Below are 13,936 nucleotides of genomic sequence, written 5' to 3' on the forward strand. Positions count from 1 at the left end.
CCCCGAGACGGGGAAGGCAACAATGACGAACGACAACATAATCGAACTGTCACGCCGAAAGGTCCTCGCCGGTATCGGCACCGTCGGCGTGGCCTCGGCTGGCGCAGGTCTGGGGACGACGGCGTTCTTCAGCGACGAGGAGACGTTCGAGGGTAACACCCTGACGGCCGGAAAACTCGACCTCAAGATGGACTGGCAGGAGCACTACTCCGATTGGTCCAGCGACGAGGAGCAGTACGCCGGAATGGCGTCGACCAAAGATACCGCAGACTACGTGCTCCCGGGAGGAGACGCCGGTGAGCCCATCATGCTGAAGTTCTCCGACGAAGACGGGTTCATGGCGGCGACGTCTGTCGAAGCATTCCCCGACACGGACAACGACACCATCAACGATTACGATGCGACGTTGGAAGCCCTGACGGACTCACAGCCAAATCCGGGCGACATCTGCAATATCGGGGCTGATACACCCGAAGACCTCGATCCGACGAATGGGCTTCGCACGCGAAACTCGGACACCTACGACGAGGAGAACGAAGAGTACAAATCGCTCATCTCGCTCGACGACGTCAAGCCGGGCGACTTCGGTGAGGTGACCTTCAGCCTGCACCTCTGTGACAACCCCGGATATCTGTGGATGTTCGCGGATAACATCTCTGGGAGCGAGAACGGACTGACTGAACCCGAACGGAAGGACGACGACGAAGACCAGACACTCGATGCCGACGGTAACGTCGTGCTGAAGGACTCCGACGATTCAGACGGAGGTACTGTCGAACTCCTCGACAAGATTCAGGCGCGCGTCTGGTATGACGGGTCCAGCGGGACCGACTCGGTTGCATCGTCGGGCAATAATCGCAAAGAAGAGTTCGAACCACTCGTGGGAGAAGGCATCAGTGATGTGCCCACCCTCCGTGGGTCTCTCAGGGAGGTACTCAACAGTCTCGATAGCGACCCCGGCGTGCCCTTAGACGCGTCCAGGTTCTGTTCCACTCATATCACCGACGGGATAGATCTGAGTGATACGACGACCGATCCAGTCGAGTACGAGTGCTACGAGACGACGGATGTCCAGCCTCGCTGTGAGGATTTCTTCAGCGACGACGTTATCGACGCCGCTCCACGGTGGGAGGGTGGTGAACTGCCGACCAGCGATACCACGCTCACGAAGACGATTGGCGACTACGAGTACAAGGTCGAGCTGGTCGTCAATAACACGGACGACGGTCAGCCATCCGAAGTCGAGCTGGAGAATATCCGATTCAAGAATACTACCGATAGCTCGACCGGTTCAGCATACGCCGCGGGTGTCATCGTCAAGGGCGGCAATAGGGGCAACATCTGCGTGCCGCCGAACGGCGAGAGCCCGTCGTCAGATCCGGACGGACCGGATGAAGGGGCTGACGATTCTGACGGAAAGAAGTGGTTCACTGCACCGACGAATCCAGGCGGCAACGAGGACCCGGGAATCAGCTACATAGAGCTGTGTCTCATCAGAGGCCCGAAAGATGGGGAAGTTCCACCGCCCGATGGTGGGCCTCGTGACTGTCTCGTGAATTCCACCACCGCCTACCTCGGCTTCGAGTGGTGGCTCCCGGTCAACCACGGCAACGAGGTCCAGACCGACAGCGTGAGCTTCGACCTCGGGTTCTACACGGAACAGTGCCGCCACAACGACGGCTCCGGGATGCAGCGACAGTAGAACCAGTAGCATCGTTTCACGAACGTTTGACCCACGCGGGCGCACGACAGGCGGTTCGACTCCGCCGGTGGGTCTTCCCTGGAGAGGGACCCCATGACCAACAATACACTCGAACTATCACGGCGGAAGGTGCTCGCCGGCCTCGGCGGTGTTGGACTCGCATCGACCGGTGCCGGACTGGGAACGACGGCGTTCTTCAGCGACACGGAGACGTTCCGCGACAGTCAACTCGTCGCCGGCGAATTGGACATGCTAGTTGACTGGGAGGAACACTATTCCGACTGGTCGGTCGACGAGAACGACGACCGGACGGACGACTTCGGAGGCGACGAGACCGACCTCGACGGGGACGGAGATACCGACGACGATGGCACCGGGAACTTCGAGGTCCTGATGACAGACGGCGATCCGACGAACGTCCCCGACGGCTACACGGGACTCCCTACTCCGATGGTGCCACTCGTCGCGGTGCCCGACGAGTTCGTCGACGACTTCATGATGAACACGGCTATCGAAGCCTTCCCGGACGAGGACGACGACGGGATTCAGGATACGATATACACCCGCGACCAACTCAGCAAAATGACGACCTTGTCGCCCGAGGAAATAGAGGAGGAGTTCCGGTCACAGTTCGCGAACGTCCCCGATGAACTGGACTCCGACCTACGAACCGAATCCTCTCGCGGGGATCCGCTCGTGTATCTGCAAGACGTCAAGCCGGGTGACTTCGGTGAGGTCACGTTCAGCCTTCACCTGTTCAACAACCCAGGGTACATCTGGTTCGACGCGGAGATACTCGAGAACGCCGACAACGGCATGACCGAACCCGAAGAGAAAGACGACGACGAGTCGGGGACGAACGCGAACGGGAACAACCCGGGCGAGCTCCTCGACGCCATCCACGCGCTGGTCTGGCACGACGACGGCGACAACGTCCTCGAACCGACCGAAGTCGTCTACTCACCGCACGACGTCGACAGTGACAGCACTATCGACCTTACCGGGGACGAACGCATCGTCGCCCACGGAACCCTCCGCGACGTCCTCGAAAGCGCGGCCGACGGTGGCATCCCGCTCGACGCCGACACGCGGACGACCGAGCGCGACTGTTACCCGAATTCGACGACCCGGTACGTCTGCTTCGCGTGGTGGCTGCCGGTCGACCACGCCAACGAAATCCAGACGGACTCCATCGGATTCGATCTCGGCTTCTACACCGAGCAGTGCCGTCACAACGACGGGTCCCGAATGCCGTCGGAGTGAGTTCGACCCGGCGCATTCGATTAGTCCCTTCTCGTCGACCGATACGCTGACTCACCGTCACAGTCCAAACTTCGATCAGCATGTCATAGGCTGTTGCTTCCCGAATGATCGAAAATGTCCACGCAATCAGGCGGTCTCTAAAGAGCAGTCTCGGGGAATCAGTCCACGACTGAAAAATAGCCGAAACGGCACGTCTCGCCGTCGGTTCGACCAATTGACTCATTAGATAAGCCCAGACCGACCGACCCCCCACACGGTAATCGGCAGCAACCCGCCAAACAGGTCGTTCAAGTGAGCGACCGATGGCTGTTGGCTGTCTAACAGTCGAGTGGGACTCCCACGCTGCCGGGCCGATGGGTGTGATAGAATATGCAAAGCGAACGGCCGTTCAGAGAGTCACCGGACACCAGCGTGTCCGAACACGCGCACGAGTACAGAACCAGGCGAGAGAGAGGTATTCACGGTTCGACTCTCACAGCTGCCGAGAAGCAACCGGCGAGTGTCACGGACCAATCGAATCACGGGGCCACAGCCATCGGGAGGCCGCTTCGCAGTCGATGACAGACCGTCGAATCACGCGTCGGCAGATCCTCGGCGGGCTCGGAACGGCGGGAGTGGCGTCCGTCGCGATAGCGCAGTTCGGGTTGGCCGAGACGAAGTACACGAATGCGACCGTCCTCACCGACGCGGACGACACGCCCGTACTCACCATCGAGTGGCGCGAGCAGTACAACGGACAGGTCGTCGACCGAGCGTCAGTCGACTCGGAGACACCCGAGGGAGAGCTGCCGACGTTCGTGACATCGAACGTTCTCCCCGGCGACTCGGGCGGGGTGCTGTTGCATATGACAGTGCCACCATCGGAGGGCAAGCCTGAAACGTGTCTCTCCTTCGAAATGCGCGTTGAGGACGTCAGCGAACAGGGCGAAACCGAGCCCGAGCGGAAGGCCGACGCCTCGACAGTGCTGGACGAGGCTATCGACGCCACCGTCTGGTACGACACCGGCCCCTTCCGGTCGAACGTCCTGTTCCCGTGTAATGGGCGTCGGGATCCCGGCGAGAAAGTACTGGCGAGCGGACCACTGTCGGCTGTCACCGATACACTCTCAGGTTCGTCGTCGCCGGTCGAAGTGTCCTGTCTCACTCCCTCGGATTCGCTCTGTCTCGGGCTCGACTGGCACCTCGACAAAACCGTATCGAACGCGGTGCAATCGGATCAGGTCACCGTTGCGTTCGACGTCGTGCTCGAATCGAGCGGGGGGCGCAACTCATGACCTCCCTACGGAGGGGGCTGCTGGAGGTCCGACAAGGGAGGAACAGCCATGACTGAGGAGTGGGACCGCCGCTCTCTACTCAAGAACGCCGCTGCCGCGGGGGTGATCGGGTTCACGGGCGGATCGTTCCTCCACAGCCTCACCACACAGGGCGGCACTCGGGCGACACTCAACGACGCTGGAACCTACCCCGGACTGGTAGGTGGCAGGCAACTGGATCTCCGGATGGCAGCAGCCGTCACCTACGACGGAACGACGACAACCACCCCGACACAGCCCGTCGACGAGTTTCCGCAATCGTTCGAGCGGGAACAGACGATCCAATTCTCGTTCGACGACATCGGACCCGACGCAACCGGGCGGGCCATCGTCGCCTTCGTGGTCTGTGACACTCCTTCGGATGTGACAGTTCGCGTCCGCGCGGAAGGAGACGCCGACCTGGCCGACGCCATCGAGGCCACGTTGTGGAGAGAGGAGACGCCAGATGCGAGTAGCACCCCCGGCGATTCGCCGCTGTACACGGGGACGCTCACACAGTTCCTGACGGAACCAGTTCCGGTGGCGGTGGGCGACTGTGTCGGGTGTCAACCACTTGGTCTGGGTCTCGAATGGGAATTTACCGGAAGAACCGACAGTCTTTCCGACACGTCCCTGAGCCTCGCTCTCGATTTTCACGCCCGACAGTGCGACAACCGAAACGAATCAGCATGATGGACAGAACGAACCCCTATCGACGACGCAGAACCAATCAGCGAACAGAGTGGGTGGAGTGGCCGGGCGACGGAGGTGAGGCACGTGTCCGGAGTTAGTCGCGCCATCAAAGTCCTCGGGACGCTCGCGTTAGTGGCAGTCGTCCTGCCGTTCGCGGCCGTCGGTGGTGCAAACCTCGCAGACGGCTACTCGAGTCACGTAGTCGTCAGTGGGAGCATGGAACCGGCTATCGGCGTCGGTGACGTCGTCATCATCGACCACACGCCGGGTGCGATACAGAAGGGGGACGTCGTCACGTACACCCGTGGCGACGACAGACTCCCGACGACTCACCGGGTTGTCGACGTCACGACTCAGAACGGGCAGCAGGTGTACGTCACCAAAGGCGACGCGAACGAGGAGCGTGACCCCACTCCGGTGCCACGGCAACAGGTCGTCGGGGACGTGTTCTTGACGCTTCCGTACATTGGGCATGTCCTCACGTTCGCCGATACGACCTACGGATTCGCTGCGCTGGTCGTCGTTCCCCTCGGGCTCTTGCTACTGAACGAAGTGTGGGTCTTCTTCACGGCAGCGAACGAGTCCAGTGAAGAAGCGGCAGCTGGCGGCGACGACGAGGCCGGTCAGTCCGCTCCCACGGACAGCACGGACGACAGCAGGGAGACGATAACGCTCTCGGCGAGCGAGATCCAACTCGCACTCATTCCGACAGCGGCCCTGACAGTAGTCAGCGCCTGGATTACCTACGACATGCGGTCGGGTGTCGCGGCCGCGATAACGACTGCGGCCGGGGTCAGTCTGTTGGTCGGCCTCGGGATGGTCGTCTCCAGTAGCGGCTCGACCGATGGAGCGGCCACGGATGGCGAGGACGAGTCTGATAGTCCTGCAGACATCGACTCGGGAACGCCACCGGCGGTCACTGCACCCGTCTCCGTTGACGACGCCCTTCTCGTGCCCGTCGAGTCAGTCGAGGTGGTCGCTGCCTGTGCCAAGGATATGGGCCGCTGTGTTCTCTGGGATCCGGCAGGGAACGAATGGTACCTCCCGAATGACGATCACATCTACCGCTGTCAGTCGGCGAACGAACCGATCGCGGAGACGCTGTCGGCACCCGCTACCGAGGAGTCCGACGCCGCTCCCGCAACGCCCGTGGTGGATGAACAGTCGGACGAACCAAAGAACGGATCGTCGATGCAGAACGACTCCGAAGCTATCGAGTACCGAATAGAGGAGGACTCCGATGACACCTGATCCGACGTCCGGCCAGAAAATCGCCGCTCTGGTGGTCGTGACGGCCATCGTCCTCACGACCGGTACCGGGGGCTTCTACACGGTGAGCGTACTGAGCGATAGCGAGTCGGTGGTCAGTTCGTTCTCTGTCGGGAACGCCGGGAACGTAGACGGGACGGCCGAGACGACGTCCGAGACCGAGACAACCACAGACACCGAGACGACGTCCGAGACCGAGACAACCACAGACACCGAGACGACGTCCGAGACCGAGACAACCACAGACACCGAGACGACGTCCGAGACCGAGACAACCACAGACACCGCGACGGGGACCGAGACCGAGACAACCACAGACACCGCGACGGGGACCGAGACCGAGACAACCACAGACACCGCGAAGACACCGCGACGGGACCGAGACTGAAACTGCGACCGAAACACAAACCCAGACTCAGTCGATCACATCGGCTTAGAGAGAACGTCTGCTTGGATATGGTGTGCACCCAAACCAAGCAGACAGTGAACTAGAGGAAGAGCAGCTGCTTGATTTTGTTATCAACTCGGCGGTCGCGCGGAGTCCCCTTCCTCACCGAACGAACGGAGTGAGTGAGTAGGGAGGGGAGGAGGGCGTGCGAAACGATAATACCGAGTGCGACAACCTCTGACTGTCCATGACGGGCCACAGACAGTCCGTGAGGGCTGGCGTGCCAACGAGGCCACGGTGCGTTTCTCGGCATGGACGGGTCGCAGTCAACCGACCCCGAAAGACGGACCATCGAAGCGAACGTGACGCCATGTGCCTCTCCGTCTCCCGTGACCTCGGTCGCGGGGTCGAGTGGAGGTCACGTCTAATTACATTGCCGCTGGCGTCTGGCCCTGCGCTACAAGCGTCTTTCCTCGGCATGAGTCCCATGCCGAGAAACCGCACGCAAGCCCCGCCCTCAACGAGCGCGGTAGCGCGAGTAGGGTGCGTCTGTTACTTCAGAACGTCTGGCGGTATCTCCACTGGATGTTCGTGGCGGCGCCCCGCCACGGGGGGTCGCCGCCTCTGGTGGTGACCGTTTGCAGAGTTCTGTGAGATGGTGGTTCGCGCTGCCTGGACAGTGCTTGGTGTCCGCAGGGCTGTCCCAGCGAATCAACCACTCGACGAACGGTTCTTCCGGTAGTCTGCCTCCGAGTTGGGGCGGCACTCGTGAGTGGAAACGCTGTCGCGTCGGCGGCGATCCGCCGCCGACAGCGACTGTCCAGTGCCGAAAATCACCTTCACCATCTCTTCGAGACGGTCCGAGCACAGCTCAAGCAGATTCAGCGTCTACTGGATGAGATCGTGTGGCTGTCGATGTGATCGACTGAGAGTAGAGCGAGGAGTCCTGGCGTCTGTTTTGGATGTCGTAGAAAATGCATCTCATGCAAGCTGTTAACTTCTTCAAAGCGAGGTGGACGACCGACTGGGTCCGGGACTACCCATTGAGCAATCCAAGGTTGACCAGTTGCGTCTGAACAGTTTCGATAGCGTTCTCTGCATCCTCAGGTTGCTCTCCGCCAACAATAACGAGCTTCCCACTGCCGAATAGAAGGATTACCACTTCAGGCTCTGAAAGCCGATAGACGAGGCCAGGGAACTGCTCGGGTTCATACTCAATATTCTCTAGACCGAGGCCGATAGCGATAGTATTCAGACTGAGTGGCTGCCCGAGATCACCGCTCGTCACGATATTCTGGATCGTAAATTCTGGTTCATCAGGAACGTCCAGCCCTAACTCACTGAAAAGGTCAAAAGTGAAGTCCACCACTTTTTCAACATTATCAATGCTCTCAATTCCCGTGCAGACAATTTTCCCGGAACGGAAGATAAGAGTCGCCGATTTCGGGTTTCGAGTTCGATAGACGAGCCCGTGAAATTGGTCTGGGTCGTAGCTCACTCCCTCAAGGTCCTCAGAAAGCTCTTCAAGGTCAAGCTCTTGATTGATACTCGTTGAGGCGACGACGTTTTCGATAGAGAGAGTTTCCTTTGGATCGGTCATTGCTAGCAAACCTAGGTAGTGTGTATATAAATGCGGCCTGCTATTCCTGAATAGACTGTGAGATATCCCTTCGTCACCTCCCTCAGAGTCAAGCCCCGTCATACCCGTCCCACAGTTCTGTGAAGATATTCGCCGATTTGGAGTGTCGACACTACTTACGGACTCATATCCGACGGTATCTCAGAGCAAGATCGCGAGTTTTCAGTCTGTTCTGAGCGCTGCGGGAGTAGCGGAGAGGAGGGGGAGGAGAACTGTCGTCGCTCTCAACGTGGTTATATCTCGATATCGGCAGGGATGAGACTGCAGTGACGGAGGAGCGTTCCATCAGCGGCATAGACGAGGAAGGCCCGCTTCTCATCAACCATGACGGGATCATTATTGAGTAACAGGCGGATAGCGTAGGTGCTGTCTGTAGCTGTGTCGCCATTCCGGCGTGCGACACGGACGAACTCGTCGATCGGCCTAGAAGAGGTGGGTACTTCGATGATGAACGCGCCCGTCGTGCGGTCGGCGACGCTTAGGATACCGGTGTTTTCATCCTCTTTAGTCGATGTCTGGAAGCGGAAAGCTACATCGAGATCGGACCCTGTGAGTACCTCACCATTACCCCTGTTCAAACGGGCGCCGACTGCGTCCGTCTCGTCGTGACAGTGGACACTGAGCGTCGGACGTCCAGGCAGCGCACCGTCCTCGCTTCGATCACCGGTGTGAATTTCTAGATCGCGGCTATCACGGCGCATTCTTGCACTGTGTGTTACTCACCCACACACTATGAACGTACTGCTGTCGGCAGGAACGACCCCTCAAGAGATAATCCGGAATTTGATACCTTGTTCCCCCATACTGACCGAATTGAGGGAGGGGGGAACAGGTATGCGAACCGTTGTATGACACCCTTGGGCCGTCAACAAGTCGGCCTTCTACACTCCGTCTAGGCAACGCAGTGTTACTTGGTCTCCCTATCCTTTCCGTAAAATGAATGGTTTAGAAGCCTGTTGGAATTGTGGGCAGATCATGATGGGGCTTTCACAGGCGGTTGAGGCGGATGCCACGGGGCTTGACCACGAGGTAGTTTACCTTAGATCCGCCACTAAAGATGGGTAGGAGCCATAGGTTTACTATCTCGTCTGTGGCATTCTCTCACATGGTGGCTAAGACACGTATCACTCTCATTGATGAGGCTAACGACTGCCACGAAATCCAAGTTGTAAGCGACCAGATACTGATCAAGCACCACGGCCCAAATATTGGCGTGGCACTCCCGGAGGGGTTGCAGGATAGGTTCGGGGATATACCGATAACTACCATGCATGGATGGCAGACTGTCGTCACCGACGGCGACACAGGTGACACGTACAGCGGGACCATCACTGATGTCACACAATACGGCTTTTTATTAGAAAAGTAACCGCGTGACTAGAAAGGAAGTGTCGATATTGGTGAGCCTGGTTTTGCGGCAAGTACTGGTACCGATAAGTCATCAGAATATTTAAACTGCAAAATTATATGGTGGTTGTTAACGTAGGTCACTATAGATCGGGGTTGGCGTGCCCCTGCCATACACAGCCAATTTGGAGTGGAACCCATGACTGTCATAGCCAGATTCGAGGTCATTCCGGTCCAGAACGGGAGTCTGTCCGAGGACATCGCACAGGCAATCGACGCACTCGACGATTTCGACATCTCGTACGAACTGACCGCGACGGATACGGTCATCGAGGCTGAAGACGTCGACGAGGTGTTTGATGCCGTTCAGGCCGCACACAACGCGGTCGAAGCCGACCGTGTCATCACGTCTCTCGAGGTTGACGAACAGCGGAACCGTGAGCAACACGCCGAGGACCGTGTCGAGTCCGTCGCAAGTGTGCTCGGCCGCGAACCGAAGCGTAACCAATAGCCCATTTGTAACCCGGCGTCACCGCGTCGGTAAATCTCTCGCTGAACTAATTTCGATAGTGATGAGTCGGGTATTAACACGCGATCTTCACGAGGCCGAGCAATTGTTGGCCGAGGTTGCGTCGTGGTCGGAAGAGGAAGTTGAGGAGCTGCCCCTATTCTATAGGGAGAAGGCAAAGGAATTCCGGCGGCTAACGCAGCACGGCGAAGACTAACCAACTTCTCTTTTCTTCTCCCGATACTGTGGTGTGGACTACTTTGACTACGATAGCTGGGAAACTGTGCTCAACGGGCAGAGCCGAGAGTTCGACGTCGAAGCGGTGCTTGAACAGTCGGAAGAGAATGCGAGGCAGCGGCTGGAAGACGAGCTTGGACGGATTGAGCAGCAGCTAGACCGCCGCGAAGCCATTCACGACGAAACTGTGGCCGACATCGAGTCAAAGCTGGACTGGTACCTCGACCAGCTAGAAACACTGTACAAACAGGCTCGTAGCAAAAATGAACGACGAGACGAGTTGAAGCAGCGGATTCGAGAGTTCTACCGTGAACTTCGGAAAGAGAGACGAAGCCGTTGGCGTGACCGGCAGGACCTGGAACGGGAGAGACGGGAGGTTCTACATGAGCTAGAAGACATTGAGGCCAGCTCTCTCACCGACATCATCTAACAAATCATACTGTAAGTGCAATGCGCAATCTTGCCTTTCCTCAGTCGACACCGATCGCCCCACCATCTTGGAGTTCAGCTATCGTCAGACAGTGAATACAGCCATTTAGCTCGCCACTGTTGTCACCAAATACGCGAACGAAATCGGGTGTTACGAATCGGCTGCAGTTATTGCACTCGGACATTGTCTCTTCGTTCAGGGTGTTACCAATGACCAAGGATGAATCAATCTACCGTACAAATATCTAGACTCGGATTCTCCACTGGTTAATATTGTATTGGTTGATTAAGAGTATAAATATAGATGCCACTCACGAGGCGAAAACGGCTCGCGAGAACCGTGAATTGGACCTGGGCGGGAGATGCGTTCCCCAACCCGTACGACCCTTCTGACGTGTGTCAGAGCCACGGATTGACCCTGACTCGCGCCAGTTTCACGAACACCACTTCCGTGCTGTCCATTACTTGGTCTTCTTACCCATCCCCCGACGGCGGGACAGGTACTGGGTTGGTTCGGTTCTCCTTCGAGGCTTTGACTTCGGGGCCCTATTATGGACCATTCAGTGTTCACCTCTAACCAGCCTCTTCCCCATCCTCGTAGATGGTTGGAGACTGATCGTCCAGCGAGCCCTCACGTTCTCGCTACATACTAACGTAGAATAGCGACCACTATGAAGATTTTTGAAATATGTTAGACAATAGCTGTCATGGTCATTGTCGACGGTGCATAGAATCGAGGCGGTCGGAACTGACGACGTCGACGGCCTCGATAGCCATCAAATAGGTACTGAGTGGGCCAATCACTCCATGAGGTGGAGACAGGTACGTCGACGTCGTCGATCGACCACAGCCAGTACGGCGTTCAGCTATCGCTCTGTAGATGTGTCGGCCAGTACAGCGAGAGCAGCAGAAGAATCACATTGATGTACTAACAATTCCTGGATGAGCATGACAGATATTGACTTGCAAGAAGCACAGGAACCGTTGAAAACCGAGTACGAGGAGAACCCGGATGCAGCGAAGATCTCGTTGACTGCGACCGGTGAAGAGCAGGACGACGTCCGGGCCTGCAGCGTGGATATTGGTCGGGCGATATACGAGGCTGAACTACACGAGGGCGCGGGTGGGCCCGGTGCGGTAGCCTGCTCCGGAGACCCTTGTTGGGGGCATTGGCGGCCTGCTCGCAGCTGACTGCGCAGGCCGTGGCGGCAAACTTCGGCATCGACGTCGACATCAGTGTGGAGGCCACCGGTGATCTCGATCTTCGCGGGACGCTAGGCATCAAGGACGATGTCCCGGTCGGGTTCGAGGACGTCCGCCTCGACGTGTCTGTCGACGGCGACCTCGACGAGGAGACTCAAGCGGCGCTCCAGAGATATACTGAACGATACTCAGTACCTCACAAAGCCGGTTAGTTAGAACGTCTGCTTGCTGAGGATGTGCACTCCAACAAGCAAGCAGACAATGAAATCCACGAGGACCAACTTCTTAACTTCCTCGTCAACACCCTTGACGAGGAAGTTGCTTTCTGTCTCGGAGCTAATGCTGAATTCGATGCTAAGGATATCTACGAGGTCCTCGTCGGCGCTTGCGCCGACGGGACCTCGATATCCGAACTCTGTGAGACCAGTGAAGACTCTCCCCACGAAAACACAGTTCTGTACCACCTCCGCGAGAAGTTCGAACTAACATCGGTTGAACAAGTCGGGAACGCACTCCTCCAGAAGGACGTTCTAGAGGTCCTTCCCGAGCAGGTGGAGGTCATCGCAGACCTCCACCTGCGGCCCTACTACGGTGACGAGGATGAGACAGATGGCCTCTATCACTCAGAAGCCAAGCGTGGAACCACCGCGTTCCACGCTTACGCGACACTCTACGCGCGTGTGAAGAATAAACGATACACGCTGGCGGTGCGCCGTCTCGTCGACGGCGACACCGCCAGCAGTGTCCTGGCTGAGTTTCTTGGCCTCCTTGACGGCCTTGACCTCAGCGTCAAGGCCGTCTATCTTGATCGGGAATTCTACGATAGCAAGTGTCTCACGCTCCTTCACGCTCACAACTACGCGTACGTAATGCCGATTGTCCGCTGGGGAAAGACGATCAAGCAGGAACTCTCGGAAGGGTGGAGTCGAGTCATTCAACATGAGTTGACAGGGAAACTCGACGGTCACAGCTGGACCGTCGAGTTTCCCGTCTACATCGACTGTACCTACCAAAACGGACGGTACGACGAACACGGGGTGGCGCGTCACGGCTACGCCGCTGACGCGCCGTTTATTGAGACACCACGAGATGCGCGATATCACTACGCGAAACGCTTCGGTATCGAGGCCAGCTACCGGCTCTCCGAACAAAGCATTGCGACGACTACAACGCAGAATCCAGTTGTACGGCTGTTGTACGTCGTGGTAAGCCTACTCTTGCAGAATGTCTGGCGGTACCTCCATTGGGAATATGTGGCGACGCCCCGCCGTGGCGGGCGTCGCCTCTGGCCGTGGTCGTTCGAAGAGTTCATCAACATGCTGTGTCGGGCAGCGTGGACGGCCCTCGCGGTGCGTCGGGCCGTCCCCGCCAATCGGCCACCAGACGATCGGTTCCACCGGTAACTCCCAACCGGACTAGCCAGCGGTGTGAGTGGCGACGCTGTCGCGTCGGCGGCTGATCGCCGCCGACAGCGACCGTTCTCCGTCGAATCGCCCAATGATACTCTCGTCGAGACCATCAGTGCAACCGCTCCGACACAGAACTCAGACTTCAGAAACAGCTAGCCGAGGATGCTTTGTGAGGTACTGATACTGTGTCGTCTACCAGACACTCGCGGAGCCACCAGCGATCGAGACGGTGTGGTCGTTCGAGTAGGTGACTGGTGTTCGGGGCGACGACGTCGACGAGGGTGTGGTCAAGTTGGGTCGCAGTGACGAGCAGTTCCCCGGCATCTAGCAGTGCCCGTCGCCATGCGGTAAACGCTTTGGCGGCCTCTTGTTTGGGATATTCCCGGAAGTAGACCGTCCCATGGTATGTGCGGATGAGCCAGCGGACGTAGCGGCGGCGAAGTGGCCCGAGCAGCCCGTGATCGGCATGCGCTTCGAGCCGCGCGGCGGCCGCCTCGGCTTCCTGCTTGAGACGCATCTGGTCGAAGAGCGGGTATGAGGAATGACGACAGCCGAGT

At 58.2% G+C, this 13,936-nt stretch carries 14 protein-coding genes and 1 pseudogene; 12 read left to right on the forward strand and 3 right to left on the reverse strand.

Going from position 1 to position 13,936, the window contains the following annotated elements; translation table 11 throughout:
- Positions 1-22 precede the first annotated feature (22 nt).
- The 7 genes and pseudogenes from G9465_RS25695 to G9465_RS18570 all read left to right on the forward strand — a co-directional run.
- On the forward strand, positions 23-1,702 hold the full coding sequence (locus tag G9465_RS25695) for a SipW-dependent-type signal peptide-containing protein (protein WP_227015628.1): 1,680 nt from the start codon (positions 23-25) through the stop codon (positions 1,700-1,702).
- 93 nt (positions 1,703-1,795) lie between these two features.
- The gene (locus G9465_RS18545; protein WP_166972734.1) at positions 1,796-2,965 is read left to right on the forward strand and encodes a hypothetical protein; all 1,170 of its coding nucleotides are present in this window, start codon (positions 1,796-1,798) and stop codon (positions 2,963-2,965) included.
- Positions 2,966-3,522: 557 nt separating this feature from the next.
- Positions 3,523-4,239, forward strand: a complete 717-nt coding sequence (locus G9465_RS18550; protein ID WP_166972736.1) for a hypothetical protein — start codon at positions 3,523-3,525, stop codon at positions 4,237-4,239.
- A gap of 48 nt (positions 4,240-4,287) precedes the next feature.
- Positions 4,288-4,950, forward strand: coding sequence for a hypothetical protein (locus G9465_RS18555; protein WP_166972738.1), 663 nt, complete (start codon positions 4,288-4,290; stop codon positions 4,948-4,950).
- A gap of 84 nt (positions 4,951-5,034) precedes the next feature.
- Positions 5,035-6,201 carry a signal peptidase I gene (locus G9465_RS18560; RefSeq protein WP_166972740.1) on the forward strand — a complete coding sequence of 389 codons (1,167 nt, stop codon included), beginning with the start codon at positions 5,035-5,037 and terminating at the stop codon, positions 6,199-6,201.
- On the forward strand, positions 6,191-6,607 hold the full coding sequence (locus G9465_RS25420) for a hypothetical protein (protein ID WP_193571719.1): 417 nt from the start codon (positions 6,191-6,193) through the stop codon (positions 6,605-6,607). Before G9465_RS18560 ends, G9465_RS25420 begins: the two co-directional genes overlap by 11 nt.
- 543 nt (positions 6,608-7,150) lie before the next feature.
- A pseudogene (locus tag G9465_RS18570) lies at positions 7,151-7,349 on the forward strand (ISH3 family transposase); the annotation flags it as partial.
- Between the two features lie 294 nt (positions 7,350-7,643).
- Here the strand turns inward: G9465_RS18570 and G9465_RS18575 are convergent.
- Positions 7,644-8,207 (reverse strand): TATA-box-binding protein, encoded by a 564-nt coding sequence (locus G9465_RS18575; RefSeq protein ID WP_166972742.1) that lies wholly within the window; start codon positions 8,205-8,207, stop codon positions 7,644-7,646.
- Positions 8,208-8,479: 272 nt separating this feature from the next.
- On the reverse strand, positions 8,480-8,947 hold the full coding sequence (locus G9465_RS18580) for a DUF5793 family protein (protein WP_166972744.1): 468 nt from the start codon (positions 8,945-8,947) through the stop codon (positions 8,480-8,482).
- 404 nt (positions 8,948-9,351) lie between these two features.
- On the opposite strand from G9465_RS18580, the gene G9465_RS18585 reads away from it, so the two are divergent.
- The 5 genes from G9465_RS18585 (at position 9,352) to G9465_RS18605 (ending at position 13,373) form a co-directional block, all read left to right on the forward strand.
- A complete protein-coding gene (locus G9465_RS18585; protein WP_166972746.1) occupies positions 9,352-9,615 on the forward strand; it encodes a hypothetical protein in 264 nt (87 codons plus the stop codon).
- A 177-nt stretch (positions 9,616-9,792) separates the two neighbouring features.
- Positions 9,793-10,104 (forward strand): MTH1187 family thiamine-binding protein, encoded by a 312-nt coding sequence (locus G9465_RS18590; protein WP_166972748.1) that lies wholly within the window; start codon positions 9,793-9,795, stop codon positions 10,102-10,104.
- A gap of 247 nt (positions 10,105-10,351) precedes the next feature.
- On the forward strand, positions 10,352-10,768 hold the full coding sequence (locus G9465_RS18595; protein ID WP_166972750.1) for a hypothetical protein: 417 nt from the start codon (positions 10,352-10,354) through the stop codon (positions 10,766-10,768).
- A 1,201-nt stretch (positions 10,769-11,969) separates the two neighbouring features.
- Positions 11,970-12,182 (forward strand): OsmC family protein, encoded by a 213-nt coding sequence (locus tag G9465_RS25700; RefSeq protein WP_255491955.1) that lies wholly within the window; start codon positions 11,970-11,972, stop codon positions 12,180-12,182.
- A 24-nt stretch (positions 12,183-12,206) separates the two neighbouring features.
- Complete coding sequence (locus tag G9465_RS18605; protein WP_166972752.1) at positions 12,207-13,373, forward strand: ISH3 family transposase; 1,167 nt, start codon at positions 12,207-12,209, stop codon at positions 13,371-13,373.
- 148 nt (positions 13,374-13,521) lie between these two features.
- Here the strand turns inward: G9465_RS18605 and G9465_RS18610 are convergent, their stop codons facing one another.
- Positions 13,522-13,896 (reverse strand): hypothetical protein, encoded by a 375-nt coding sequence (locus tag G9465_RS18610; protein WP_166972754.1) that lies wholly within the window; start codon positions 13,894-13,896, stop codon positions 13,522-13,524.
- Positions 13,897-13,936 lie beyond the last annotated feature (40 nt).

The sequence above is a fragment of the Haloarcula sp. JP-L23 genome, from assembly GCF_011602445.1.
In the GTDB taxonomy this organism is placed as follows: Archaea; Halobacteriota; Halobacteria; order Halobacteriales; family Haloarculaceae; genus Haloarcula; species Haloarcula pellucida.

What these genes read in the sequence shown, in the direction of transcription:
- G9465_RS25695 (WP_227015628.1), top strand. Translation starts at nt 23, where the DNA reads ATGACGAACGACAACATAATCGAACTGTCACGCCGAAAGGTCCTCGCC.
- G9465_RS18545 (WP_166972734.1), top strand. Translation starts at nt 1,796, where the DNA reads ATGACCAACAATACACTCGAACTATCACGGCGGAAGGTGCTCGCCGGC.
- G9465_RS18550 (WP_166972736.1), top strand. Translation starts at nt 3,523, where the DNA reads ATGACAGACCGTCGAATCACGCGTCGGCAGATCCTCGGCGGGCTCGGA.
- G9465_RS18555 (WP_166972738.1), top strand. Translation starts at nt 4,288, where the DNA reads ATGACTGAGGAGTGGGACCGCCGCTCTCTACTCAAGAACGCCGCTGCC.
- G9465_RS25420 (WP_193571719.1), top strand. Translation starts at nt 6,191, where the DNA reads ATGACACCTGATCCGACGTCCGGCCAGAAAATCGCCGCTCTGGTGGTC.
- G9465_RS18575 (WP_166972742.1), bottom strand. Translation starts at nt 8,207, where the DNA reads ATGACCGATCCAAAGGAAACTCTCTCTATCGAAAACGTCGTCGCCTCA.
- G9465_RS18580 (WP_166972744.1), bottom strand. Translation starts at nt 8,947, where the DNA reads ATGCGCCGTGATAGCCGCGATCTAGAAATTCACACCGGTGATCGAAGC.
- G9465_RS18585 (WP_166972746.1), top strand. Translation starts at nt 9,352, where the DNA reads ATGGTGGCTAAGACACGTATCACTCTCATTGATGAGGCTAACGACTGC.
- G9465_RS18590 (WP_166972748.1), top strand. Translation starts at nt 9,793, where the DNA reads ATGACTGTCATAGCCAGATTCGAGGTCATTCCGGTCCAGAACGGGAGT.
- G9465_RS18610 (WP_166972754.1), bottom strand. Translation starts at nt 13,896, where the DNA reads ATGCGTCTCAAGCAGGAAGCCGAGGCGGCCGCCGCGCGGCTCGAAGCG.